General features: G+C 64.7%; 20 protein-coding genes. 15 read left to right on the top strand and 5 right to left on the bottom strand.

The window, feature by feature from the left end; all coding sequences use genetic code 11:
* Positions 1–280 precede the first annotated feature (280 nt).
* A complete protein-coding gene (locus LJ656_RS19580; protein ID WP_230511023.1) occupies positions 281–1,138 on the bottom strand; it encodes a polysaccharide deacetylase family protein in 858 nt (285 codons plus the stop codon).
* Positions 1,139–1,502: 364 nt separating this feature from the next.
* On the opposite strand from LJ656_RS19580, the gene LJ656_RS19575 reads away from it, so the two are divergent.
* From LJ656_RS19575 to LJ656_RS19545, 7 genes are all read left to right on the top strand, one after another.
* Positions 1,503–2,267: an SDR family oxidoreductase gene (locus LJ656_RS19575; RefSeq protein WP_230511022.1), complete on the top strand. Its 765-nt coding sequence runs from the start codon at positions 1,503–1,505 to the stop codon at positions 2,265–2,267.
* Between the two features lie 12 nt (positions 2,268–2,279).
* Positions 2,280–2,624, top strand: a complete 345-nt coding sequence (locus tag LJ656_RS19570) for an oxidoreductase-like domain-containing protein (RefSeq protein ID WP_329958884.1) — start codon at positions 2,280–2,282, stop codon at positions 2,622–2,624.
* Positions 2,625–2,654: 30 nt separating this feature from the next.
* Positions 2,655–3,587 carry an NAD-dependent protein deacetylase gene (locus LJ656_RS19565; protein WP_230511020.1) on the top strand — a complete coding sequence of 311 codons (933 nt, stop codon included), beginning with the start codon at positions 2,655–2,657 and terminating at the stop codon, positions 3,585–3,587.
* A gap of 68 nt (positions 3,588–3,655) precedes the next feature.
* Positions 3,656–4,273 (top strand): pyridoxamine 5'-phosphate oxidase family protein, encoded by a 618-nt coding sequence (locus LJ656_RS19560; protein WP_230511019.1) that lies wholly within the window; start codon positions 3,656–3,658, stop codon positions 4,271–4,273.
* 103 nt (positions 4,274–4,376) lie between these two features.
* Positions 4,377–4,985: a DUF938 domain-containing protein gene (locus LJ656_RS19555; protein WP_230511018.1), complete on the top strand. Its 609-nt coding sequence runs from the start codon at positions 4,377–4,379 to the stop codon at positions 4,983–4,985.
* Positions 4,986–5,194: 209 nt separating this feature from the next.
* A complete protein-coding gene (gene gndA, locus LJ656_RS19550) occupies positions 5,195–6,604 on the top strand; it encodes an NADP-dependent phosphogluconate dehydrogenase (RefSeq protein WP_230511017.1) in 1,410 nt (469 codons plus the stop codon).
* Positions 6,605–6,911: 307 nt separating this feature from the next.
* The gene (locus LJ656_RS19545) at positions 6,912–7,253 is read left to right on the top strand and encodes a DUF4148 domain-containing protein (protein WP_230511016.1); all 342 of its coding nucleotides are present in this window, start codon (positions 6,912–6,914) and stop codon (positions 7,251–7,253) included.
* A 234-nt stretch (positions 7,254–7,487) separates the two neighbouring features.
* Here the strand turns inward: LJ656_RS19545 and LJ656_RS19540 are convergent, their stop codons facing one another.
* The gene (locus LJ656_RS19540; protein WP_230511015.1) at positions 7,488–7,808 is read right to left on the bottom strand and encodes a hypothetical protein; all 321 of its coding nucleotides are present in this window, start codon (positions 7,806–7,808) and stop codon (positions 7,488–7,490) included.
* Positions 7,809–8,036: 228 nt separating this feature from the next.
* Here LJ656_RS19540 and LJ656_RS19535 point away from each other — a divergent pair, with 228 nt between their 5' ends.
* The 3 genes from LJ656_RS19535 to ltaE all read left to right on the top strand — a co-directional run bounded on the left by LJ656_RS19535 (position 8,037) and on the right by ltaE (position 10,513).
* Entirely contained in the window at positions 8,037–8,348 is a 312-nt protein-coding gene (locus tag LJ656_RS19535) for a cupin domain-containing protein (protein ID WP_230511014.1), read from the top strand.
* Between the two features lie 177 nt (positions 8,349–8,525).
* Positions 8,526–9,323, top strand: a complete 798-nt coding sequence (locus LJ656_RS19530; RefSeq protein ID WP_230511013.1) for a peptidoglycan DD-metalloendopeptidase family protein — start codon at positions 8,526–8,528, stop codon at positions 9,321–9,323.
* A gap of 182 nt (positions 9,324–9,505) precedes the next feature.
* Positions 9,506–10,513 carry a low-specificity L-threonine aldolase gene (gene ltaE / locus LJ656_RS19525; RefSeq protein WP_230511012.1) on the top strand — a complete coding sequence of 336 codons (1,008 nt, stop codon included), beginning with the start codon at positions 9,506–9,508 and terminating at the stop codon, positions 10,511–10,513.
* A 98-nt stretch (positions 10,514–10,611) separates the two neighbouring features.
* On the opposite strand, the gene LJ656_RS19520 is transcribed toward ltaE, so the two are convergent.
* Positions 10,612–11,970 (bottom strand): MFS transporter, encoded by a 1,359-nt coding sequence (locus LJ656_RS19520; RefSeq protein ID WP_230511103.1) that lies wholly within the window; start codon positions 11,968–11,970, stop codon positions 10,612–10,614.
* 828 nt (positions 11,971–12,798) lie between these two features.
* Between LJ656_RS19520 and LJ656_RS19515 the strand changes: the two genes are divergently transcribed.
* Positions 12,799–15,258: a glycogen/starch/alpha-glucan phosphorylase gene (locus tag LJ656_RS19515; protein WP_230511011.1), complete on the top strand. Its 2,460-nt coding sequence runs from the start codon at positions 12,799–12,801 to the stop codon at positions 15,256–15,258.
* A gap of 9 nt (positions 15,259–15,267) precedes the next feature.
* Here LJ656_RS19515 and LJ656_RS19510 read toward each other — a convergent pair whose 3' ends face one another.
* Positions 15,268–15,672, bottom strand: coding sequence for a DUF6232 family protein (locus tag LJ656_RS19510; RefSeq protein ID WP_230511010.1), 405 nt, complete (start codon positions 15,670–15,672; stop codon positions 15,268–15,270).
* 1,110 nt (positions 15,673–16,782) lie between these two features.
* Between LJ656_RS19510 and LJ656_RS19505 the strand changes: the two genes are divergently transcribed.
* From LJ656_RS19505 to LJ656_RS19495, 3 genes are all read left to right on the top strand, one after another.
* A complete protein-coding gene (locus LJ656_RS19505) occupies positions 16,783–17,184 on the top strand; it encodes a Rap1a family protein (protein ID WP_230511009.1) in 402 nt (133 codons plus the stop codon).
* A gap of 243 nt (positions 17,185–17,427) precedes the next feature.
* A complete protein-coding gene (locus tag LJ656_RS19500; RefSeq protein ID WP_230511008.1) occupies positions 17,428–19,164 on the top strand; it encodes an FAD-binding oxidoreductase in 1,737 nt (578 codons plus the stop codon).
* The gene (locus LJ656_RS19495) at positions 19,161–19,418 is read left to right on the top strand and encodes a BBE domain-containing protein (RefSeq protein ID WP_230511007.1); all 258 of its coding nucleotides are present in this window, start codon (positions 19,161–19,163) and stop codon (positions 19,416–19,418) included. The genes LJ656_RS19500 and LJ656_RS19495 overlap by 4 nt, the downstream gene beginning before the upstream one ends.
* A gap of 265 nt (positions 19,419–19,683) precedes the next feature.
* On the opposite strand, the gene LJ656_RS19485 is transcribed toward LJ656_RS19495, so the two are convergent.
* On the bottom strand, positions 19,684–21,075 hold the full coding sequence (locus tag LJ656_RS19485) for an aminotransferase-like domain-containing protein (RefSeq protein WP_230511006.1): 1,392 nt from the start codon (positions 21,073–21,075) through the stop codon (positions 19,684–19,686).
* Between the two features lie 408 nt (positions 21,076–21,483).
* On the opposite strand from LJ656_RS19485, the gene LJ656_RS19480 reads away from it, so the two are divergent.
* The gene (locus tag LJ656_RS19480; protein WP_230511005.1) at positions 21,484–21,966 is read left to right on the top strand and encodes an MSMEG_0572/Sll0783 family nitrogen starvation response protein; all 483 of its coding nucleotides are present in this window, start codon (positions 21,484–21,486) and stop codon (positions 21,964–21,966) included.
* The last annotated feature ends 1 nt before the right edge of the window (position 21,967 follow it).

Here is a 21,967-nt window from a genome sequence, read left to right as displayed (position 1 = left end):
TTTAAGGGGCTTTTCGTGCGTCGTAAAAATTCTGTATGGATGGGTAAACGGCCGCGATTCACTTTTGCTGAAGTGCGCGGCGCGATGTCGGCGCAATATTTTCACCGGATGGTGAGTTTGCCGAAGTTGGTGCCGGTAACTTTGTCCGCTTTTGCAGTTTTTCACCGGCCGTCATGCTGAGTCGTTCTGATTGCGACGCGCAACGCGGTTCAAGCGCTCGCAGTCGGCTGCGGATATCGGCCGAGTCGATCAGTTCGCCGAAGCACTCGAACCTCAAACCTCAAACGTCGACCCGCGCTTCCCGCAGCGTCACGAAGCGCAGTTTGCGCTGGCGTGCCGCTTCGATCACGCTCGGCAGCACCGCGAGGATCAGCGGCTTGCCGTCGAGCGTCAACGCGGCATTACCGTCGTGCAGCAACAGGATGTCGCGCGCGGCGAGGCCATCCAGCAGCCGCCGCGCGACCACGTGAGGATTGCGCTCGCGCGTGTCGTAGCCGCGCCGCGTCCAGCTCGCGAGGCGCAAATCGAGCTTGCGCAACACCGGCTCCAGAAAAATATTGCGCAGGCCGGCGGGCGCGCGGAAAAACATCGGCCGCTCGCCGCTGACCGTTTCGAGCGTGCGCTGCGCGGCGGCGATCTCGCGCGTGAGCGCGGCCGGAAACGTCACCGAAAACGTATGCACGTGCACCTGCGAATGATTTTCGAGCGCATGGCCGCGCGCGACGATTTCGCGTGCGAGCTGCGGATAACGCTCCACTTTCGTGCCGATGCAGAAAAAGCTCGCGCGCACGCCGAACGCGTCGAGCAGATCGAGCACCTGGGGTGTGACGAGCGGGTCGGGGCCGTCGTCGATGGTCAGCGCGATCGCGTCCGCGTTGCGCGGGCCGGCGGGCAGGCGGGTCCAGTTCGGGCCGAGCAGCGTCGTGCGCGGCAGCAGGCCGGTGATCGTAAAGATCGCGTGGTTCGCGAAGATCGCGGCGAGCCACCACGGCCATGCGGCGGGCGTGCTCAACCAGCCGGCCAGCACGATCACGTGCCAGGCGATCGTGCCGTTGAGCAGTGCGGAGTTGCGGGTTCGCGGCCAGCGGCGCGGCGGCACCGACGTGGCGCGCGGCGGCGGGTTAGGGCATTCATTCATTGAAACGTGCTTCCGGTGCGCGTCCCCGGCTGGCGGGAAGGCGGTCAATCATGCGCGATGCGTAACCGCGAACGATACCATCGATGCGGGCCGCGGCGCGCCGCGTGGGAGCGTTCAGGCCGATAGATAGCGGTAGCCGAGCCACCCCGTAAGCGCGGCCGATGCCGCCCAGATCGACCCAATGACCACGGCGGCCGCACGGCTCACCGGACGCTGCGCGGCGAGCGTCGTCGCCGCGCGGTTTGCGTCGCGCCTGCGCGCTGTTGTATGGTGCGTGGCGAATCCGGCGCACGTCCCTGCGATGCGAAACCCTCGCCGCAACTGCGCGCGGCGCGACCCAACACAACAGGACAGGAGATACGCGATGTCGGAACAGAACAGCGGGAAAGTGGCATTGGTAACGGGCGCGGGCAGCGGCATCGGCCGCGCGTGCGCGCTGACGCTCGCGCGGCACGGTTATCGGGTGGTGCTCGCCGGCCGCCGCCAGCAGCCGCTCGACGCGGTCGCTCAGGAGGCCGCGGCGCTAGGCGGCGCCGCGCTCGCGGTGTCGTGCGACGTCACCGACGCCGCCAGCGTCGCCGCGCTGTTCGACACGATCCGCGCGCGCTTCGGCCGGCTCGACGTGCTGTTCAACAACGCGGGCCGCAACGGCTCGCCGGTCGATCTCGACGAACTCGACATCGACGAATGGCGCGCGATCGTCGATACCAATCTGAACGGTGTGTTCCTGTGCACGCGCGCCGCGTTCGGTCTGATGAAAACGCAGAACCCGCGCGGCGGCCGCATCATCAACAACGGCTCGATTTCCGCGCATGCGCCGCGGCCGAACAGTGCGGCCTATACGGCGACCAAGCACGCGATCACCGGTTTGACGAAAGCGGTGTCGCTCGACGGCCGCAAATACGACATCGTGTGCGGGCAGATCGACGTCGGCAACGCGGCGACCGAGATGGCCGCGCGGATGGCGCGCGGCGTGCCGCAGGCGAACGGCGAGATCGTCGCGGAGCCGTTGATGGACGTGCAGCACGTCGCCGACGCGGTGCTGCATATGGCGCAGCTGCCGCTGTCGGCGAACGTGCAGTTCATGACGATCATGGCGACCAAGATGCCGTTCGTCGGCCGCGGCTGACGCGCGCGGCGCGTGCGCGTTCAACTTATACTGGGCGCTTCCCGTTTTCCGCAAACACGCCGCGCCGTGCCCCCAGCCCCACCCAACGAAGACGATCCGCCGCCGCAGCCGCCCGTTCAGCCCGAACTCGAAGACTGCTGTCATAGCGGCTGCACGCCGTGCGTGTTCGATCTGTACGACGACGCGCTCGCTCGCTACCGGAGCGCGTTGGCTGCGTGGGAACAGCGTCAGGCGGAGCGGCGGCTAGCCGAAGCGACGAGGCAGCCTGAAGCGGCAAGGCAACCGCAAGCGGAGCGACAAGCCGAAGCAAAGCCGGGTGCGAAAACGCCACACCGCACCTCACCCAGCCGCCGCTAAAGCGCGCGATCTAGCCCCCCAGTCCCCGTCATGACCGACCTCCAGCTCCCGCCGACCGACCCGCAGCAGCCCGATTCGCCAAGCGGTTCCCGCGGCGATCCGCAAGCCGACCCGCAACCGCGCCGGCAACCCGACTCCCACTCGCTCGACGACCTGCACCGTTTCGTCCAGCGTCATCCGCGCCTGTTCGTGCTGACCGGCGCGGGCATCAGCACCGACTCCGGCATCCCCGGCTATCGCGACGACAACGGCGCATGGAAGCGCTCGCCGCCGATCACGCTGCAGGAATTCCTCGGCACCCAGGCGATGCGGCAACGCTACTGGGCCCGCAGCATGGTCGGCTGGCCGCTGGTCGCGCGCGCGCAGCCGAACGCCGCGCATGTCGCGCTCGCACGGCTCGAAGCGGCCGGCCATGTGCCGACGCTGGTCACGCAGAACGTCGACGGCCTGCATCAGCGCGCCGGCAGTCGCGACGTGATCGAACTGCATGGCGGGATCGACGGCGTGATCTGCCTCGATTGCGGCACCGAGCACGCGCGCGCGACGATCCAGCAGACGCTCGAAGCCGACAACCCCGCGCTGCTCGACGTGACCGCCGAAGCCGCCGCCGATGGCGACGCGCATCTCGAATGGCACGACCTCGGCGGGTTTCGCGTGCCGGCCTGCACGAATTGCGGCGGCCTGCTGAAGCCGGCGGTGGTGTTCTTCGGCGAGAACGTGCCGAAGACGCGGGTCGACGCGGCCGCGGCCGCGCTCGAGGCGGCCGACGCGGTGCTGGTGGCCGGCTCGTCGCTGATGGTGTATTCCGGCTATCGCTTCTGCGTGTGGGCGCAGCGCCAGGGCAAGCCGATCGCCGCGATCAACCTGGGCCGCACGCGCGCCGATCCGCTGCTGTCGCTGAAGGTCGCCGCGCCGTGCGGCGACACGCTGAGCGCGCTCGCCGGCCGGCTGGCGAGCGACTGAATAGCGAACCGAACACCGATCACCAAACACCAAAGGCCCCCGGCCCAACCCCATACCAGGACGGTCCCATGCTGACGACGATCGAACAGCTCGAAGCCCTTTACGCGCAACCCGCCGAGCGCTCGCTGCGCAAGGAAATCGACTACGTGAACGACGACTATCGCGCGTTCGTCGAAGCGGCGCCGCTCGCGGTGCTGGCGACGAGCGGCCCCGCCGGCCTCGACTGTTCGCCGCGCGGCGACGCGCCGGGTTTCGTGCGCGTGCTCGACGAACGCACGCTCGCGCTGCCCGACCGTCCCGGCAACAACCGGCTCGACAGCCTGCGCAACATCATCGCCGACCCGCGGCTCGCGCTGCTGCTGATCGTGCCCGGCGTCGGCGAAACCTTGCGGGTGAACGGCCGCGGCCGCATCTCGGCGGACCCGGCGCTACTGGACAGTTACGCCGTCGACGGTAAACTGCCGCGCACCGTGCTGCTGATCGACGTCGAAGCGGTGTATTTCCATTGCTCGAAGGCGCTGGTGCGCTCGCGTCTGTGGGACCCGGCGAGTCATGTCGAGCGTTCGAGACTACCGAGCGCCGGCGAGATCCTGCAGCACATCTTCGCCGCCGGCGACGGCGAGCAGTTCGACGGCGTCGCCTACGACCGCGAGCTGCCGGCCCGCGTGCGCGCGACGTTGTACTGACCGCCCACCGTTGCGCCGCGGCTAAACCTGTCCGCTGTTAAACCCGCCGACACCCCCGCCGTCACCCCATTAACCGACCATCCATCGACCCGACCGCCCGACCATGACCGACGCCCGGCAACATTCGCCTTCCGCCGAACGCAACCGCGAACCGATTCTCGCGGTGCTGCGCGACGCGCTGCCCGCCAGCGGCCGCGTGCTCGAAATCGCCAGCGGCACCGGCGAGCATGCGGTGTGCTTTGCCGCTGCGCTGCCGGGCCTCGACTGGCAGCCGAGCGATGCCGATCCGGATGCGCGCGCGTCGATTGCCGCGTGGACCGCGCACGCGGGCTTGCCGAATCTGCGCGCGCCGCTCGCGCTCGACGTGCATCAGCCGGACTGGGGCGTCGATGCACTCGACGCGGTGGTCTGCATCAACATGATTCATATCTCGCCGTGGAGCGCCGCGCAGGCGCTGTTCGACGGCGCCGGACGGCGGCTCGTCGACGGCGGCGTGCTGTTTCTGTACGGCCCGTACAAACGCGGCGGCGCGCACACCGCGCCGAGCAACGAAGCATTCGAGCAGTGGCTGAAAAGCCGTGACGAGCGATGGGGTGTGCGCGACATGGAGGCAGTGGTCGCGCTCGGCGAAACGGCCGGGCTCGCGTGCGAGCAGGTGGTGGCGATGCCGGCCAACAATTTCAGTCTCGTGTTCCGCAAGCGGGCGCAATAGCGGGCGTCATAGCGAACGTACTAGCGAACGCCATAGCGGGTCGCGCGCGAAGCCTGTCATAAAGCGCCAGCCCGCGTGTCGCGGCGCGTGCTTGAACTGCGCGTCGCCAAGCGTCCCGCGCGCATTTCTTTTATCCTTTCACCCTCGACGCCGCGCCGGCGCATTGGATCGCGCGGCGTCACGACATTTTTGGACTCTGGAGAATTCACATGGGCAAACAGGCAATCGGCGTGGTAGGGCTGGCGGTGATGGGTCGCAATCTGGCGCTCAACATCGAGAGCCGCGGCCACGCGGTGTCGGTCTACAACCGTAGCCGCGTAAAAACCGACGAACTCATCGCCGAATATCCGGATCGCAAGCTGGTGCCGGCTTTCACGCTGGAAGAGTTCGTCGACTCGCTCGAGAAGCCGCGCCGCATTCTGCTGATGGTCAAGGCCGGCGAGCCGACCGACGCGACCATCGCCTCGCTCAAGCCGCTGCTCGAGCCGGGCGACATCCTGATCGACGGCGGCAACACCCATTTCACCGACACGATCCGCCGCAACCAGGAACTCGCGAAGGCTGGTCTGCACTTCATCGGCACCGGCGTGTCCGGCGGCGAGGAAGGCGCGCTGAAAGGCCCGTCGATCATGCCCGGCGGCCAGCGCGACGCGTACGACCTGGTCGCGCCGATCCTCACCGAGATCGCCGCCAAGGCGCCGGACGGCGAACCGTGCGTCGCCTACATGGGTCCGGACGGCGCGGGCCACTTCGTGAAGATGGTCCACAACGGCATCGAATACGGCGACATGCAGCTGATCGCCGAGAGCTACGCGGTGCTCAAGCAGGTGGTCGGGCTGTCGAACGACGAACTCGGCAAGGTCTACACCGAGTGGAACCAGGGCGAACTGGACAGCTACCTGATCGAAATCACCTCGAAGATTTTCGGCAAGAAAGACGACGAAACCGGCAAGGATCTCGTCGACGTGATTCTCGACCGCGCCGCGCAGAAGGGCACCGGCAAGTGGACCAGCCAGAACGCGCTCGACCTCGGCGCGCCGCTGCCGCTGATCACCGAAGCGGTGTTCGCGCGCGTGCTGTCCTCGCTGAAGACGCAGCGCGTGGCCGCCAGCAAGGTGCTCGAAGGGCCGCAGGCGAAGCCGCTCGCAGGCTCGAAGGAAGCGTTCGTCGAAGCGGTGCGCCGCGCGCTGTATTTCAGCAAGGTGATCTCGTACGCGCAGGGCTTCGCGCAGCTTCGCGCGGCGTCGGAAGAGTACAAGTGGGATCTCGACTACGGGACCATCGCGAAGATTTTCCGCGCCGGCTGCATCATCCGCGCGCGCTTCCTGCAAAAGATCACCGACGCGTACGCCCAGGACAAGGCGCTCGCGAACCTGCTGCTCGATCCGTACTTCCGCGATATCGCGAAGAACTACCAGGCGGCGCTGCGCGAAGTGGTGGTCGCGGCGATCAACGCGGGCGTGCCGGTGCCGGCGTTCTCGTCGGCGATCGCGTATTTCGACGCCTATCGCTCCGAGCGCCTGCCGGCCAACCTCGTGCAGGCACAGCGCGACTTCTTCGGCGCGCACACGTTCGAGCGCATCGACAAGCCGGGTAGCTTCCACGCGCAGTGGAACTGAGCGGTCTGAGAAGTTCGAGCGTTTGAATCTCGGCCCGGCGCGTAGGCGGTATCGCGCGAACCGGGCCGTTCGTTCGTTTACCGCCCGGCAACCCGTCCGAAGCGATTTCTATATTATTACCAAATTTATTAATGGTTTAGATGTCGCGCTCGAATTCCCAAAAGATTCTTTCAAGATAAGAAATAGAGTTTCCTTTACTTAGGGATTTACCCTAAGGGTTAACCCTCCTAAACTTGTTTTCAAGCGCAGAGGAAGAAACACCAGACCTCCAGCGCAACAGTCCAACAAGTTAAATAGGAGGTTCATCATGAAAAAGCTGATTTCCGCAGTCGCAGTCGCCGCCGCCCTCATCGTCCCGGCCGCCGCGTTCGCACAAGCGAGCCAGCCGGTGACCCGAGCACAAGTGCGCGCCGAACTGGTGCAACTGGAAAAGGCCGGCTACAACCCGGTGGGCGACCAGGCTACGTACCCGGCGAACATCCAGGCCGCGCAGGCCCGGGTCGACGCTGAACACGGCAACGTAGCCGTGGCGAGCAAGGCCGACACCAGCGGTTACGGCGCTCCGGCGGCCGGCACCTCGCAAGCTGGCCACGCCGCGCCGGTCCTGCCGGCCAAGGCTGACCGTAACTCGGTCTACTTCGGTAACTAATCCGGCCCCCACGCATCACGCCGGATCGTCTGGAAGTTGGTGGTAGAAGTAGCAGTCAGCAGTGGAAGTAGCAGTTCGCAGCAAGAAGTAACAGTGGAAGAAGTCGCAGTGGAAGTAGCTGTGGACGCCGCCTCGCAGAACAGCGCGGGGCGGCGGGCAAGAAAAAACGCCATCCAGTTCGATCGGATGGCGTTTTGTCGTTTACGGCGCCGGTTCGGGTGCGCGGTCATCGAATCAATGCAGCATGCGCCGGCGCCGGCCGAGGTCGTCGAACAGCGCGCGGCTCGGCTCCAGCGCGAGCAGCCATGATTCGTCATAGCCGCTCAGGTTGTCGAGCGCTTCGCGCAGCCGCTCGATCGCCACCGCGGGCAACTCGACGCTCGCCTCGACCCCGCTCGACAGCTTTGCGATGCTGGCCAGTTGCACTAGCGCATCGGCGGCCTCGGCGACGTCGGCGGCGAAGATCAGATGCGTGTTCAGCAATTCGACGAGGCCCGCGGACGCCGCGACATCGTCGACGTTCAGTTGCACGGCCAGAAAGGTGGCTTTGTTCATCGTCGACTCCTCCCCAGAATTCAGACGTTTTCGTAACTTGCCGCGTGCGGCCTGGTTGAGTATAGGCGACGCCCTGGTGCTTGCAATGATCATACGATACGGGCGCGTGGCGGCTCGCGGCAGCCATGCTGGCCGCGCGACCTATAATAGGGCCAGTCGCGCGAGCGCCGTCGCCCAAGGGCGTGGCGGTTTGGCCGCGCGGTCCGCGCCGGCCCGAGTTCATCGACCATGAAAATCATCCGCAGCAAAAGCTTTACCGCGACGCGTCCGTGGGGCGCGCTCGACATCGCCAGCATGAACGGCATCACCACGCGTTTGCACTGGACCGACCAGCCTTACCGATGGCATGTGAACGACGGCGAGGAGGTGTTCGCGGTGCTCGACGGTCGCGTCGAGATGCGCTATCGCGAAGACGGCGTCGAACATTCGACCGTGCTGGAGACCGGCGACGTGGTCCATGCGTCGGTCGGCACCGAGCACGTCGCGCATCCACTCGGCGTGGCGCGGGTGCTGGTAGTCGAGAGCGCGGGCAGTGTCTGAACAGCACGGCAGTGTGACGGTGCGTGCGCGGGCACCGGTGCGGGGCTCGCGCATAATGGATGCGCTGTGGAACGCCGTCGGTGAACGCGCGGCACGGCGCGGCACGGCAAATGCTAGCGCCGTCGATCGAATCCGCTTGGGTTGAATCCGCTTGAGAAACACGTCGAGGAAAATCACATGACAGGACATTGGCAACTGACGGGGATGCGGCTCATCGCGCTGGCGGCGCTCGGCGCGATGGTCGCCGGCTGCACGACGCCGTGGGACAACGCGCCGTTCTACGGCAATGCGCCGTCCAGCACGACCAGCCTCGCGACGGTCTCGGTGCCGGCCGGCTACTACCGCGCGAATCCGGGCGACACGCTGTCCGGCATCGCGTCCGCGTACGGCCGCAAGCCGCAGGAAATCGCCGCGTGGAACGGTCTGCCAGTCAATGCGGCGATCGCCCCCGGTCAGGTGCTGCGGGTGTCGCCGCCGCTCGGCTCGGGCAGCGTGGTGACGCCGCCGGTTGCCGTCGCCCCCGTCGCGCCCGCCGCGCCGGTCGCCGGGCCGAACCCGCCGGGCGCGGTGCCAGGCGCGCCCGCTGCGACCAGCGGGCCGCAGCAGGGCGTGCTGCAATGGCCGGTGCGCGGCCCGGTGCTGCGCACCTTCGCGCCCGGCTCGTCCAACGGCATCGTGATCGGCGCGCGCCCAGGCGATCCGGTCAAGGCCGCCGCGACCGGCCGCGTCGTCTATGCGGGCACCGGCATCGAAGCTTACGGCCCGCTGATCATCATCAAGCACAACGACTCGCTGATCACCGCGTACGGTCAGAACAGCCAGTTGCTCGTCAAGGAAGGCGACGCGGTCGCGCAAGGGCAGACCATCGGCGAAGTCGGCGTCGATAGCCGCGGCGTCGCGTCGGTCCAGTTCGAAGTGCGCCAGAACGGTCAGCCGGTCGACCCGCTCGCGTGGCTGCCGAAGCCGGGCGGTTGAGTCCGAAGCGCTAGCGGCCGGATCGCGCATTCCTGCTGTCTCGGGGATGCGCCGATTTTCAGCGTCGCTTTAATTGCATACACTGTGTGGTTCGATTGCCGGCCGCGCTCGCGTTTCTCGCGGAACGCAGGCGCGGCCGGTTTGCCGTAGGCATGACCTTCATCGACGCACAGGAACCCACAATGATCGATTTGCGCAGCGATACCGTTACCCGTCCGACTCCGCCGATGCTCGCGGCGATGTCGGCGGCCGAAGTCGGCGACGACGTCTGGGGCGACGACCCCACCGTCCTGCGTCTGCAGGCCACGCTGGCCGAGCGCACCGGCAAGGAAGCGGGGCTGTTCTTCCCGAGCGGCACGCAAAGCAATCTCGCCGCGCTGATGGCGCACTGCGCGCGCGGCGACGAATACATCGTCGGCCAGCTTGCCCACACCTACAAATACGAAGGCGGCGGCGCCGCGGTGCTCGGCAGCATCCAGCCGCAGCCGCTCGAAAATGCCGCCGACGGCTCGATCCCGCTCGAAAAAATCGCCGCCGCGATCAAGCCGATCGACAATCACTTCGCGCGCACGCGGCTGCTCGCGCTGGAGAACACGATCGGCGGGCGGGTGTTGCCGGCCGGCTATGTCGCTGAAGCCACCCATCTCGCGCGCGAGCGCGGCCTCGCCACGCACCTCGACGGCGCCCGCGTATTCAACGCGGCGGTCGCGTCGGGTCAGCCGGTCGCCGCGCTGTGCGAGCCGTTCGATTCGGTGTCGATCTGTTTTTCGAAAGGGCTCGGCGCGCCGGTCGGTTCGGTGCTGGTCGGCAGCCGCGCGATCATCGATGTCGCGCATCGCTGGCGCAAGGTACTCGGCGGCGGGATGCGCCAGGCCGGCGTGCTGGCGGCGGCCTGCCTGTACGCGCTCGATCACAATGTCGAGCGTCTCGCCGACGACCATGCGAACGCCGCCCATCTGGCGGCCGGGCTCGAAACGATCGAGCAGGTGAAGGTGCAGTCGGTCGCGACCAATATGGTATTCGCGCAGTTTCCGCAGCAGCATTGCGCGCCGCTCGAAGCATGGCTCAAGGAGCGCGGGATCCTCACGCAGATGCTGTATGCGTCGCGCTTCGTCACGCACAAGGATGTGTCGCGCGCGGATATCGATACGTTTATCGCGGCAGTGAAGGCGTATTTCGCCGCGCGTTGAGCGTGACGCAGTGAGCGCGCCGCGACGCTGGCGGCGCGTTGAACTTGACAGCGTGATCGCGTGAGCGTGCGGCTGCGCTAGCCACCGCACCGCATCGCTTACGACGTTCGCGTCCCCGCGCGATGCGACGGCGCGAACAGCCGCAAACCGCTCGCCAGGCTCGCCGCGCCGGCGAAGAACGCGCCGGTCGCGAGCGCCAGCGTCGGCCCATGCTGGCGGCCGGCAATTCCGAAGCACAACGCCACCAATGCCGCGCCAGTCGCCTGACCGAGCAGCCGCGCGGTCGCGACGATCCCGCTCGCGCCGCCGCTGCGCTCCGGCGGCGCGCTCGCCATCAGCGCCTTCAGATTCGGCGACTGGAAAAAACCGAAACCCGCGCCGCAGATCGCCATCCGGATACCGATATCGAGCACGTGCGGATGCACGGGCAACATTGCGAGCGATGCCATCCCCGCCGCCAGCACCGCAAGCCCGACCGCCCCGAGCAGCCCCGGCGGATAGCGGTCGGACAGCCCGCCCGCGAGCGGCGCGGCCAGCGCGACGACGACCGGCCACGGCGTCATCAGGAAGCCGGTCTCGACCTGGCTGCGCAGCAGCACATCCTCGAAATAGAACGGCAGCGACACGAACGCGAGCCCCTGAGCCGCGAACGAGCACACGGCCGTTACCGCCGACAGCGCGAACACCGGCCGCCGGAACAGATCGACCGGCAGCATCGGCGCGGGATGACCCGCTTCGCGCCGCATCAGAAGCAGCCCGAACAGCAGCGCGACGGCCGCCGCGCTCAGCACGATCTGCAGCGACGCACGCTGCGCGGCCTCGCCGAGCGCGAAGATCAGCGCGGCGAACGTGACCACGTTGAGCAGCGCGGCGAGCGGATCGAACGGATGCTTGCCGTGCGCGGTGTGCGGCAAAGCGGGCCACGCGAAGCTCAGCGCCAGCACGCCGAGCGGCACGTTGACCGCGAACAGCCACGGCCATGTCGCGACCGACAGAATCAGCGACGCCACCGTCGGCCCGACCGCGAACGATACGCCGACGATCAGCGCATTGGTGCCGAGTCCGCGGCCGAGCCGGTGCGGCGGGTACAGATAGCGGATCAGCGCGGTGTTCACGCTCATGATGGCGCTCGCGCCGAGGCCCTGCACGATGCGCGCGGCGGCGAGCAGCGGCAGCGTCGGCGCGAGCGCGCAGCCGAGCGAGCTAAGCGTAAACAGCGCGATGCCGCTGATATAGATGCGCCGGTGCCCGACGATGTCGCCGAGCGCGGCGAGCGGCAGCAGCGTCGCGACCATCGCGAGCTGGTACGCGTTGATGATCCACACCGACGCGGCCGGGGCCGCGTGCAGATCGGTCGCGATCGCGGGCAGCGCGGTGTTGGCGATCGCGGTATCGAGCGTCGCGAGCGCGACGGCGAGCATGATCGCGCCCATCGCGCGGCGGTTCGCGGCGGACATCGGCGCGTCGGCCGGACGGGCGGGGGTGCTGACCGGGGTACTGAGCTTGTCGGACAAGGCGTGGCTCGTCGGGTTGGGCATACCGATGCGGCGGCCGGCCGGAAAACGGGCGGCGCGGGCGCGGCGGCCTACGTTGTTTGTGATTGATCGGGATTGCGGGTGTTGCTGTCGCGTCGCGGGTAGCGCGTGAACGCGCGGCCATGCGTGCCATTTACTTACGGGATGAAAGCGTGGCGGCCCGTCCGACGCAACGCAGCGATTGTTGCAGAGACGGGGCGATCGTGCTCGGACGCGGGCAGCGCGGAGCGTGCGCGGGCTAGCGGCATACCCACATTAACGCGCAACTAACGGTCAAGTTTTTTGCCGTCTCCACAAATCGGCTCGCGTGTCCCAAGCCCGACGCCGGTTCGTTCAAACCAGCCGGCACAGAGCGTCCCCGGCTTGCACCACATTGCACCGTATTGCAGCGCGTTGCGCAGCAATACGATGCGTCATTGCCTCGTCACGCGACGCAAAAATAATCTGCCTGCATCACATGGCGATATTTAGCCGGTGCTGCGCGGCGCGCGACGACAGGCACCATGCATCCCGCGAGTGCCGCGCCCACGCGGCTTTGCCCCGTCTTCGCGTGCCCGCCGCAAGCGCCGCGCGGCGTACCGGCGTGAAGCCGCGGGCACGGCATGTGCGTCGCGCTCCGCTCGCGCGTGCCGGTGTGCGCGGGTCTTAAAATGTCCTACTCTGATTGTTTAACCGCTCCGACAGGCACGCGCCTCCCGTCCGTCACCAGTGCGGTTCGCGTCTGCCATGTCGAACTAACCGGAGGCTTCGATGACAACCGTCGATCTGGAATTCGACCAGCTCAACAGTACCGTCGACGCGCTACGGCGCTCAATTTCGAATCGCATGATGTACGGCGTCGGCAAGGACGCCGTCACTGCCCACCCGCATGACTGGCTGCACGCCGCCGCGCTCGCGGTGCGCGACCGGCTGGTCGCGCGCTGGATGAAGACCACGCGCCTGCAATACGAGCAGGACGTGAAGCGGGTCTACTACCTGTCGATGGAGTTTCTGATCGGCCGGACCTTCTCGAACGCGCTGCTCGCGCTCGGCATCCACGATCAGATGAAGGAGGCGCTCGCCAGTCTCGGCGTCGATATGGACGCGCTGATCGAGATCGAGCCCGATGCCGCGCTCGGCAACGGCGGCCTCGGCCGGCTCGCCGCGTGTTTTCTCGATTCGATGGCGACGCTCGGCATTCCGGGCTTCGGCTACGGGATCCGCTACGAGTACGGGATGTTCCGTCAGGAGATCGTCAACGGCGAGCAGGTCGAGGCGCCGGACTACTGGCTGCGCGCGGGCAATCCGTGGGAGTTTCCGCGCCCCGAGATCAAGTACATGGTGCATTTCGGCGGGCGTACCGTGCAGCGCGGCGACAAGACCGAATGGATCGACACCGAGCACGTGAACGCGACCGCGTACGACACGGTGATCCCCGGCTATGCGACCGACGCGACCAACACGCTGCGTCTGTGGTCCGCGCGCGCGACCGACGAACTCGACCTGGGCGCGTTCAATCGCGGCGACTACCGCAACGCGGTGGATACGAAAAACATGTCGGAGAACGTGTCGCGTCTGCTGTATCCGGACGACTCGACGCCGGCCGGCCGCGAGTTGCGGCTGCGCCAGGAGTACTTCTTCGTGTCGGCGACGATGCAGGATCTGATCCGCCGCTATCAGCGCACGCACAGCACGTTCGGCCGCTTCTCCGAAAAGGTCGCGGTGCATCTGAACGATACCCATCCGGTGCTGGCGATTCCGGAACTGATGCGGCTATTGGTCGACGTTCATCATCTGCCGTGGGACAAGGCGTGGAAGCATGTCACGCAGATCTTTTCGTACACCAATCACACGCTGATGCCCGAGGCGCTCGAAACCTGGGATGTCGAAATGTTGGCGCGGCTGTTGCCGCGGCACCTGGAAATCATCTTCGAGATCAACGCGCAGTTCCTCAAGCACGTGAGCGAACAGTCGGGCCATGACGCCGAGATGATCCGGCGCATTTCGCTGGTGGACGAATACGGCCAGCGGCGCGTGCGGATGGCGTATCTGGCGATCGTCGCGAGTCATAAGGTGAACGGTGTGTCAAAGCTGCACTCGCAACTGATGACGCGCGATATCTTCGCCGATTTCGCGAGCATCTATCCTGACCGCTTCACCAACGTGACCAACGGCATCACGCCGCGCCGCTGGCTCGCGCAGGCGAGTCCGTCGCTGTCGTCGCTGATCGATGCGCGGATCGGCAAGCACTGGCGCAGCAATCTGTTCGAGCTCGAACAACTGCGCAATCTGCGCAAGGACAGCGAGTTCGTCGATGCATTCCGCGACGCGAAGCGCCAGGCCAAGCAGCGGCTAATACAGCGGCTCGCGCATCATACGAAGCTGCAGTTCAATCCGGATGCGCTGTTCGATTTGCAGGTCAAACGGATCCACGAGTACAAACGGCAGCTGCTGAACGTGCTGCACGTGATCGTGCGCTACAACCAGATTCGCGCGAATCCCGAGCGCGACTGGGTGCCGCGCGTCGTGCTGTTCGCCGGCAAGGCCGCGTCCGCGTACCGGATGGCCAAGACGATCATCAAGCTGATCGGCGACGTGAGCCAGAAGGTCAATCACGATCCGCTGATCGGCGACCGGCTGAAGGTCGTGTTCGTGCCGAACTATGGAGTGAGCGTCGCCGAACTGATCATTCCGGCCGCCGATCTGTCCGAGCAGATTTCGATGGCCGGCACCGAGGCGTCGGGCACCGGCAACATGAAGCTCGCGCTGAACGGCGCGCTGACGATCGGCACGATGGACGGCGCGAATATCGAAATCTGCGACGCGGTGGGGAGCGAGAACATCTTCATCTTCGGCCACACCGCCGACGAGGTGGACAACCTGCGCGCGAGCGGCTACCGGCCGCGGCAGATTTACGAGGAGAACGAAGAGTTGCGCACCGCGCTCGACCAGATCCGTTCGGGCTTTTTCTCGCCGGACGATCCGTTGCGCTTCTCGGATATTTTCCACACGCTGGTCGACTGGGGCGATCACTACATGGTGCTGGCCGACTTCGCGGCGTTCGCGCACGCGCAGAACGAAGTGGATGCGCGTTTCGTCGATCGCCGCGCGTGGGTGGAAAGCGCGATCGAGAACGTCGCGGGGATGGGGCAGTTTTCGTCGGACCGGACGATCGGCGAGTACGCGCGCAATATCTGGCGCGTCAACCCGCTCGATCTCGCGAAAGGGTAGCCGCCGGCGTCACGCTTTCGGCGCGGCGGCCGCGGCGGCCGCCGCCGCTGCTTTCGCGCGCTGGACGGCGGTGCCGACCCGCTCGACGAACTCGCGGTCGGTGCTCATCAGTGCCTCGCGTTCGCCGTCGGCGGTCTTCACCATCAGCCGGTGGGTCACGTCCTGAGTGACCCACGTCAGCCAGCCGACCACGATCAGCATCACGCCGCACACGATGCCCGCCGCCGATTGCAGCGCGCCGCCCACGATCGCGCCGATCAATCCCGCGATCGAAATCACCAGCGGCACCGCCTTGTTCTTCGGCACGGTGACCACCTGCACGCCGGCGATATCGCGCAGCGGAAAGACCTGGCCCGCGGCCGACAAGGCATTGCGCGTGACCGACACGCCGCGATCGTTGAAAGGAGTTTCCATCGTTTCAATGCGAGGTTGGGGAAGCGGGCAGCGTAGCAGACTTCCTTCAAATTCCTAAGGTTTCGGACTTTTTCTTCCTTTCTCAGGCCCGCGGAGCAAGGAAGCATGATTGCAGTGACTAAAAAATCGGTGATGGCACACGCCCCGAGCCGTATCCCACACCGATTCAAACCGGATACGGTCGGTTCCAGGATGGGAGCAAGCAACGTCGCGCTGACAGACGAAGGACTTACAGTAACGCCGCTCTCGACGATCGCGTGGCGAGCGTCACTACTGCTCGACGCGCAGGACAGAATTCCTCGACCGCATTGATTGCAGCCAATCGTGTCAGTCAGCGAAACTGCCAGATTCGGGTTTGGCGCCGGGCTGCGTCAGTCCGCTCTTCAAAGTCATCGCTAGAAAGCGACCGCTGGAGGTTCGCTGTTTATAAGCGGCCGGTCGCGAGTGGGTACTTCCGACCCGTTACCGCCATTAAGCGAAATTCTCCGAACGTCATAACTTCGCTCCAAAGCGGCCCCTTGGCGCGAAATCGTCAGACCTAACTGCTGACCGCCGACACTTCATTTATTTCGGCCAGTCGATAAGGATTCGGAAACTCGCGTCGGAACGTCTCTGGTCCGCCGACCTTCACCCGCAAGCGTTCCGGTCCTAGACTTTCCGTCCGTGTCGACCCCGAGCGTTTCGGCGGCATCGATTTTGGAGATGGAGATGGCAGACCGGAACAATAGTGTTTGCCCGCTATGCGGACACTCGGCAGAGTGCCGGCTCTCGCCATTTGGAAGGGCCAAAGACTACAACTGCTCGAACCCGCAGTGCGGTGGCGTGCGAATCAGTGGTGACACGGGCCAGCGGATGGCGAACGCAAATCGCGATTCGCTTCGGGAGCAGGCGAGGCAATGCAAGGCGAAGGACGGTTTTCTGCATCTGCGGTGGAACGACAGCACGAATATGCTGGACAGTGAGTGCCGCTCCCCCGGGCCCGATCGATTTTTCCGTGGCCATAGTTGTCCATAGCTATGCCTGACGATCACCAACGCTCGCAAGGCGTCGTCGCGCATTCAGGCGCCATGCACTCCTCCTCGAAGCGACGCAACTGGTAAGGGGAAGCGGATGAAAAAAACGCTGATCGCATTAATTCTTGCCGGTGCCAGTATCGGGACGCCCGCGCAGCAGGCGAACCCCTATGCACCTGTGACTATTCACAATGGATTTATGACCGGCAATAAGTATCGCGAGCTGCCCGATCTAATGAGGCGGGCCTACGTTATGGGGGTAATCGATGGTTTGTTCGACGCACCGGGCATTGCCTTTCATGACCTTTCCGGAGCTGAGCGGCTAGCGCACTGTATTCAAAACATGGCGGCCACCGATGAGCAGATGACCGTTATAGTAGATCGTTACCTCGACAAGAATCCTACCTTGTGGGGCCAGAGTATGAACACGACTGCTATGTACGCGGTCTATGACGCCTGCCGTACTGCTGGTACGCCAGTAGTGCCTCCTCACGAGTGAAATAGGCTGAAGGCAATCGTGAGATTGACTGTCCGCAGCAGACTGGAGACCGGCCAGCCAACGGCCCGACGCTAGTGTCTCATCCTGGCCGGATCGAGGCAGTGTCACCCGTGAATTGCTCGCCACAAAGCGGTCGTCGAGCAAGGGCCCAGGAGACCCCCGGGCATAAAAACTGGACGACGACCTCGACCGGCCGTTCCTGCCCGGGAGCACCCGTTCGATAAAGCTTCTATAGAGCCGCTGTTGAAATTTTCGACGGCAGCTTTCGGGGGGCTTGTGTCGATCGGCCACCCATCCACGATGTCGCGCCGAAACCCGGATGTCGCTTTGAGCGATTGGAGCGGTCATTCGCTCGACGAAGCGAACAGGCCTCGCTTTAAAATTCAGAAAACATGGTTCACCATGCCGATTAGCGATGAGCGCCGGGTAAGAAAAAAAGACAACATGAAGAGACGATGCCTCTTAAAGGGCGTTGCCGCCCTTCCTTTCCTCTCCACCACGACGATTTTTGCCGACGTGATTCCAGCAGTGGCTGAAACGGGCCGCATTCGGCCCGGCGATCCTGCGTGGCCGAAAGCAGAGGAATGGGAGGCGCTGAGTAGCGCAGTTGGTGGAAATTTGTTGCGACCAACGACCATCTGGCAGACCTGTGCGCAAGCGCCCCACACGCCCGATTGTCGTGCTCGCCTGGCGGAAGCGCGAAACCCGATCGCGCTCGGTGACGATCCCGGTGCCACGCAGATCTCAGGGTGGCTCGACGGATGGACGCCTCGCGCGAGCGCTTACGCCGTGGCGGCCCGTTCTACCACCGACGTGGTCGCGGGCATCAATTTCGTGCGCCAACACAATCTGCGCCTGGTAGTGAAAGGCGGGGGGCATAGTTACCTTGGCGGCTCGAACGCGCCGGATTCCCTTTTGATCTGGACACGCGCGATGAACCGCATCGAGCTTCACGATACATTCGTTCCATTAGGCTCTTCGATGCCTCCGACGCCGGCCGTGACTGTCGAGGCCGGCTGCATGTGGATCGACGTCTACACTGCCGTTACCACGAAGGCGGGGCGATACGTCCAGGGTGGCGGTTGTGCGAGCGTGGGGGTGGCCGGCCTCGTCCAGGGCGGCGGTTTCGGATCGTTCTCGAAGCGTTACGGATTGGCGGCTGCGAGCCTGCTTCAGGTCGAAATCGTCACCGCTGACGGCGTTGTCCGCACGGTCAACGCATCGCGGGAGCCCGACCTTTTCTGGGCGCTGAAAGGCGGCGGTGGGGGCAGTTTCGGCGTGGTGACCAAAGTCACTTTGCAGACCCATGATCTGCCTGAGCACTTTGGTTGGGCGGAGTTCACGGTCAAGGCGTCATCGCGTGAGGCTTACCGGCGGTTGGTTGAACGGCTCGTTGACCACTATGCCGAAAACCTGTTCAACCCCCACTGGGGCGAGCAGCTTGTCTTTCACGAAGACGAGGTCCACGTGTCGATGGTGTGTCAGGGCCTCGACGACGGACGGGCCAAATCGGTCTGGGCACCTTTCATCGATTGGATACGGGCCTCACCATCGGATTTCACCTTCAACGACGAACCTCGGATCGGCGCCGGTCCCGCACGCCGCTGGTGGGATCTCAAGGCCAACCCGGGACTGGTGCCCGACCCGCGGGCCGGAGCGGCTACCCAGCACGGTTGGTGGCGAGGCGATGGAGATCAGGCCTCACTATTTCTGCACGGCTACGAGTCACAATGGCTGCCCGCGACGCTTCTCGAACCAGCCCAACGCGGTCAGTTGGCCGGGGCGCTCATGGAGGCCGCGCAATTTCAGGCCGTGGAACTGCATGTCAACAAAGGACTCGCGGGCGCTCCCGCGGAGGTGAACGAGCAGGCACGTCAGTGCGCGATGAATCCGGAAGTTGCCGACGCGTTCGCCCTGATGATCGTGGCTGCGGGCGGTCCGCCGCCGTTTGCGGGGCCCCGATCACGCCGCCTGACATGACAGAGGCACATCGCCAAGCCGGGCGTGTGGCCAAAGCCGCAGCCATTCTTAAAGCATTGGCACCACAAAGCGGCTCCTATCTTTCGGAAACAGATTTTTTCCGTGGAGATTGGCGCGAAGCGTTTTGGGGGGCGAATTACGCGCGGCTGAAAGCGATCAAGAACCGCTACGACCCCGAGGGATTCTTTTTCGTCCATCACGGGGTCGGCAGCGAGGACTGGAGTTCCGACGGCTTCACGCCGGTGCGGTCGTGAGATTTGGAATGACCGACGCCTTGCAATGCGCGAGCAGTTCGCCAAAGGGAGCTCAGATGAACAAGCAGGAAATCGTCGAAGCAGTGCCCCTTCGATAACTTCCGCGTTGTCGCGCAGGCGCCGTTTGCTTTGGACGATACGCGGCGGCTCGAACAGAAGGCCGCCCCGCGACCTGAAGGGCCTACGTGGGGCGCTGCGCAAAGATCGCGACCTGCAGAGCGCGGTGCAGCGTAGCGCACCGTCGTAGCAGACAGTCGAGGATGTGTCACATGACAGGTGTATGCAAATGATGCGGATCGGCCAGCATCTCTGCGACGCGCCGCAAGACGTCACGGCAATCATCTTTGTCCTGTGGCCCACCGAGGCAGAGACGGATACTGTTCAACGGATTCCCATCCGTTGAAAAGGCCGCGCCGGCAACTGCGGCCACGCCCTGACTACGCAGCTGAAGCGCAAGCTCGGGCGCGCTCCAGCCGCACTGCGCAGGAACAGGCAGCCACAAATGGAAGCCATCCGGATGTGCATCGTATTGCCAGTCTGCGAGTTCCTGTGACGCAATTGCCTGACGCACATTCGCTTCCTTGCGGATCGCGTCGAGCATTTCGTGCGCGGTGCCGTCGTTGACCCATTGCGTGGCGAGCATGACGGTAAACGGACTGGGCATGACTGTCGTCGCGCGCAATGCGCCGGCAATACGTTGTGTTTGCCTGGCAGTGGGTGCCCGTAGATAGGCGATGCGCAGACCGGCGCCGAAGCACTTCGAGAAGCCCGTCACGTACCAGGTCAGTTCGGGCGCGAGTGAAGCCAGCGCGACGGGCGTGCTCCTGGGCAACCAGCCATAGGCGTCGTCTTCGATGATAGGGACGCTGTAGCGCAGCGCGACATCGGCAAGCGCTTCTCGGCGCTGCGTGGACAGCGTCAGCGTGCTCGGATTCTGCAAGGTCGGATTGCAGTAAAACGCGCCTGGCTTTTCGGTTTTACACAATGCTTCGAACGCATGTGGTAGCGGACCTTCGTCGTCGCGCGGCAGCGGCTGCAGGCCCACGCCGAGTTGCGACGCAATGGCCTTGATGCCGGGATACGCGAGCGTGTCGAGACAAATGGTTTCTCCCGGCCGCGCAAGCTGTGACACCAGCGCGACGAGCGCGCTGTGAATGCCCGGGCAAACGAGCACGGTATCGTCTTCGCAATCGGGCAAGCGCGCCTTCAGCCAGGCGCGTCCGGCGGCGCGGTCATCGGGCATGCCGCCAAAATCCTGATAGCGCAGTAGCCGGTAAGGATCGCTTTGCGCAAAGAGATTTGCCGACGACTCTCTCAAACGCGCTGCAAACTCGGGCGGCTCGGGTGGCATATTCATGGACATCTCGACGCTGCTCCCACCCGCGAGCGGCAAGGTCTGCGTGCGGCCACGCACGAACGTGCCGCTGCCGGCGCGCGCATCGAGCAGGCCGCGCTTGCGCGCTTCCGCATAGGCGCGCGCGATCGTCGTGTAATTGAGCTGTAATGCGCCGGCCAGATCACGAAGGCCGGGCAGACGGTCGCGTGGACGCAAACGGCCGCAGGCCAGATCTTCTTCGATCAGATCCGGGATCACGAGATACGCCGGTTTGCGGCTTTCGGTCAGCCGCTTTAGCCAGTGGTGCGTGAGACTGTCCATGCTGCTATTTCCCTTTGCAAAACCCTCTGCGCCAATGTGAATGTCTTGTTTAAAGTACCACGCGAATCGCGCAAGAAATTAATCGGTTTTCATTCAATCAGAAAATTGATCGCATTGATTGGATGAATGCACGCTTACGGGATATCGCGCACCATCCACATGCAAAACGCGCTACGTCGTTGTGCGAAACCGGTGCGAGCCGATCTGTCGCCAATGGCCTAAAGCCTATGCCAGACAAGGCTCACAAAGAAATTTTCGGGTCGCTCGAACAATCGCGGTTTGATTGATTGGAAGTTGATTGCATGAACCGGGCCGGAAATTGGCATACGTGTTGCGTTAAGTGATTTGCCAATCGGGTTATTTCCCGTTGAGCAATCCGATCAATTACGCGACTTATTGGAGAGCGATATGCCCGTCGTCAACAAACCGCTGCATCAGAAAGGCGATTACCTGGTCGACTACGAAGAAAAGGTCTTTCCCGACGTCAAGGCCGAACCCGGCGAGAAAGCGCTCGTCACTTTTCACACAGTCGCATTCGAAGGCTCGATCGGCTTCGTCAATCTGCTGCAAGCCACGCGTCTGCAGCGAAAGGGCTTCGATACGTCCGTGCTGCTGTACGGTCCCGGCGTCACGCTCGGCCTGCAACGGGGCTTTCCGACACTCGGCGACGAAGCATTTCCCGGCCATCTGAACTTCAACAAGCAACTCGTCAAGTTCATGGAAGAGGGCGGCAAGGTCTACGCGTGCCGCTTCGCATTGCAGGCGCTATACGGTCACGGCGAGGCTTCGCTGATCGAAGGCATCCGGCCGATCAATCCGCTCGACGTGCTCGATCTGCAACTACTTCATCGCAAGGAAAACGCGCTGATCATCCATACGTGGACTGTCTGAG

Source organism: Paraburkholderia sejongensis (genome assembly GCF_020880815.1).
GTDB classification, from domain to species: Bacteria; Pseudomonadota; Gammaproteobacteria; order Burkholderiales; family Burkholderiaceae; genus Paraburkholderia; species Paraburkholderia sejongensis.
Note: the sequence above shows the minus strand (reverse complement) of the source record. Positions and strands in the feature narration are given on the sequence as shown.

Excerpts from the sequence above, each read along its gene's own strand:
- LJ656_RS19495 (WP_230511007.1), top strand. The coding sequence starts at position 19,161 with ATGACAGAGGCACATCGCCAAGCCGGGCGTGTGGCCAAAGCCGCAGCC.
- LJ656_RS19485 (WP_230511006.1), bottom strand. The coding sequence starts at position 21,075 with ATGGACAGTCTCACGCACCACTGGCTAAAGCGGCTGACCGAAAGCCGC.
- LJ656_RS19565 (WP_230511020.1), top strand. The coding sequence starts at position 2,655 with ATGACCGACCTCCAGCTCCCGCCGACCGACCCGCAGCAGCCCGATTCG.
- LJ656_RS19520 (WP_230511103.1), bottom strand. The coding sequence starts at position 11,970 with ATGTCCGCCGCGAACCGCCGCGCGATGGGCGCGATCATGCTCGCCGTC.
- LJ656_RS19530 (WP_230511013.1), top strand. The coding sequence starts at position 8,526 with ATGACAGGACATTGGCAACTGACGGGGATGCGGCTCATCGCGCTGGCG.
- LJ656_RS19575 (WP_230511022.1), top strand. The coding sequence starts at position 1,503 with ATGTCGGAACAGAACAGCGGGAAAGTGGCATTGGTAACGGGCGCGGGC.
- LJ656_RS19545 (WP_230511016.1), top strand. The coding sequence starts at position 6,912 with ATGAAAAAGCTGATTTCCGCAGTCGCAGTCGCCGCCGCCCTCATCGTC.
- LJ656_RS19480 (WP_230511005.1), top strand. The coding sequence starts at position 21,484 with ATGCCCGTCGTCAACAAACCGCTGCATCAGAAAGGCGATTACCTGGTC.
- LJ656_RS19540 (WP_230511015.1), bottom strand. The coding sequence starts at position 7,808 with ATGAACAAAGCCACCTTTCTGGCCGTGCAACTGAACGTCGACGATGTC.
- ltaE (WP_230511012.1), top strand. The coding sequence starts at position 9,506 with ATGATCGATTTGCGCAGCGATACCGTTACCCGTCCGACTCCGCCGATG.
- LJ656_RS19505 (WP_230511009.1), top strand. The coding sequence starts at position 16,783 with ATGAAAAAAACGCTGATCGCATTAATTCTTGCCGGTGCCAGTATCGGG.
- LJ656_RS19510 (WP_230511010.1), bottom strand. The coding sequence starts at position 15,672 with ATGGAAACTCCTTTCAACGATCGCGGCGTGTCGGTCACGCGCAATGCC.
- LJ656_RS19580 (WP_230511023.1), bottom strand. The coding sequence starts at position 1,138 with ATGAATGAATGCCCTAACCCGCCGCCGCGCGCCACGTCGGTGCCGCCG.
- LJ656_RS19535 (WP_230511014.1), top strand. The coding sequence starts at position 8,037 with ATGAAAATCATCCGCAGCAAAAGCTTTACCGCGACGCGTCCGTGGGGC.
- LJ656_RS19515 (WP_230511011.1), top strand. The coding sequence starts at position 12,799 with ATGACAACCGTCGATCTGGAATTCGACCAGCTCAACAGTACCGTCGAC.
- gndA (WP_230511017.1), top strand. The coding sequence starts at position 5,195 with ATGGGCAAACAGGCAATCGGCGTGGTAGGGCTGGCGGTGATGGGTCGC.
- LJ656_RS19555 (WP_230511018.1), top strand. The coding sequence starts at position 4,377 with ATGACCGACGCCCGGCAACATTCGCCTTCCGCCGAACGCAACCGCGAA.
- LJ656_RS19560 (WP_230511019.1), top strand. The coding sequence starts at position 3,656 with ATGCTGACGACGATCGAACAGCTCGAAGCCCTTTACGCGCAACCCGCC.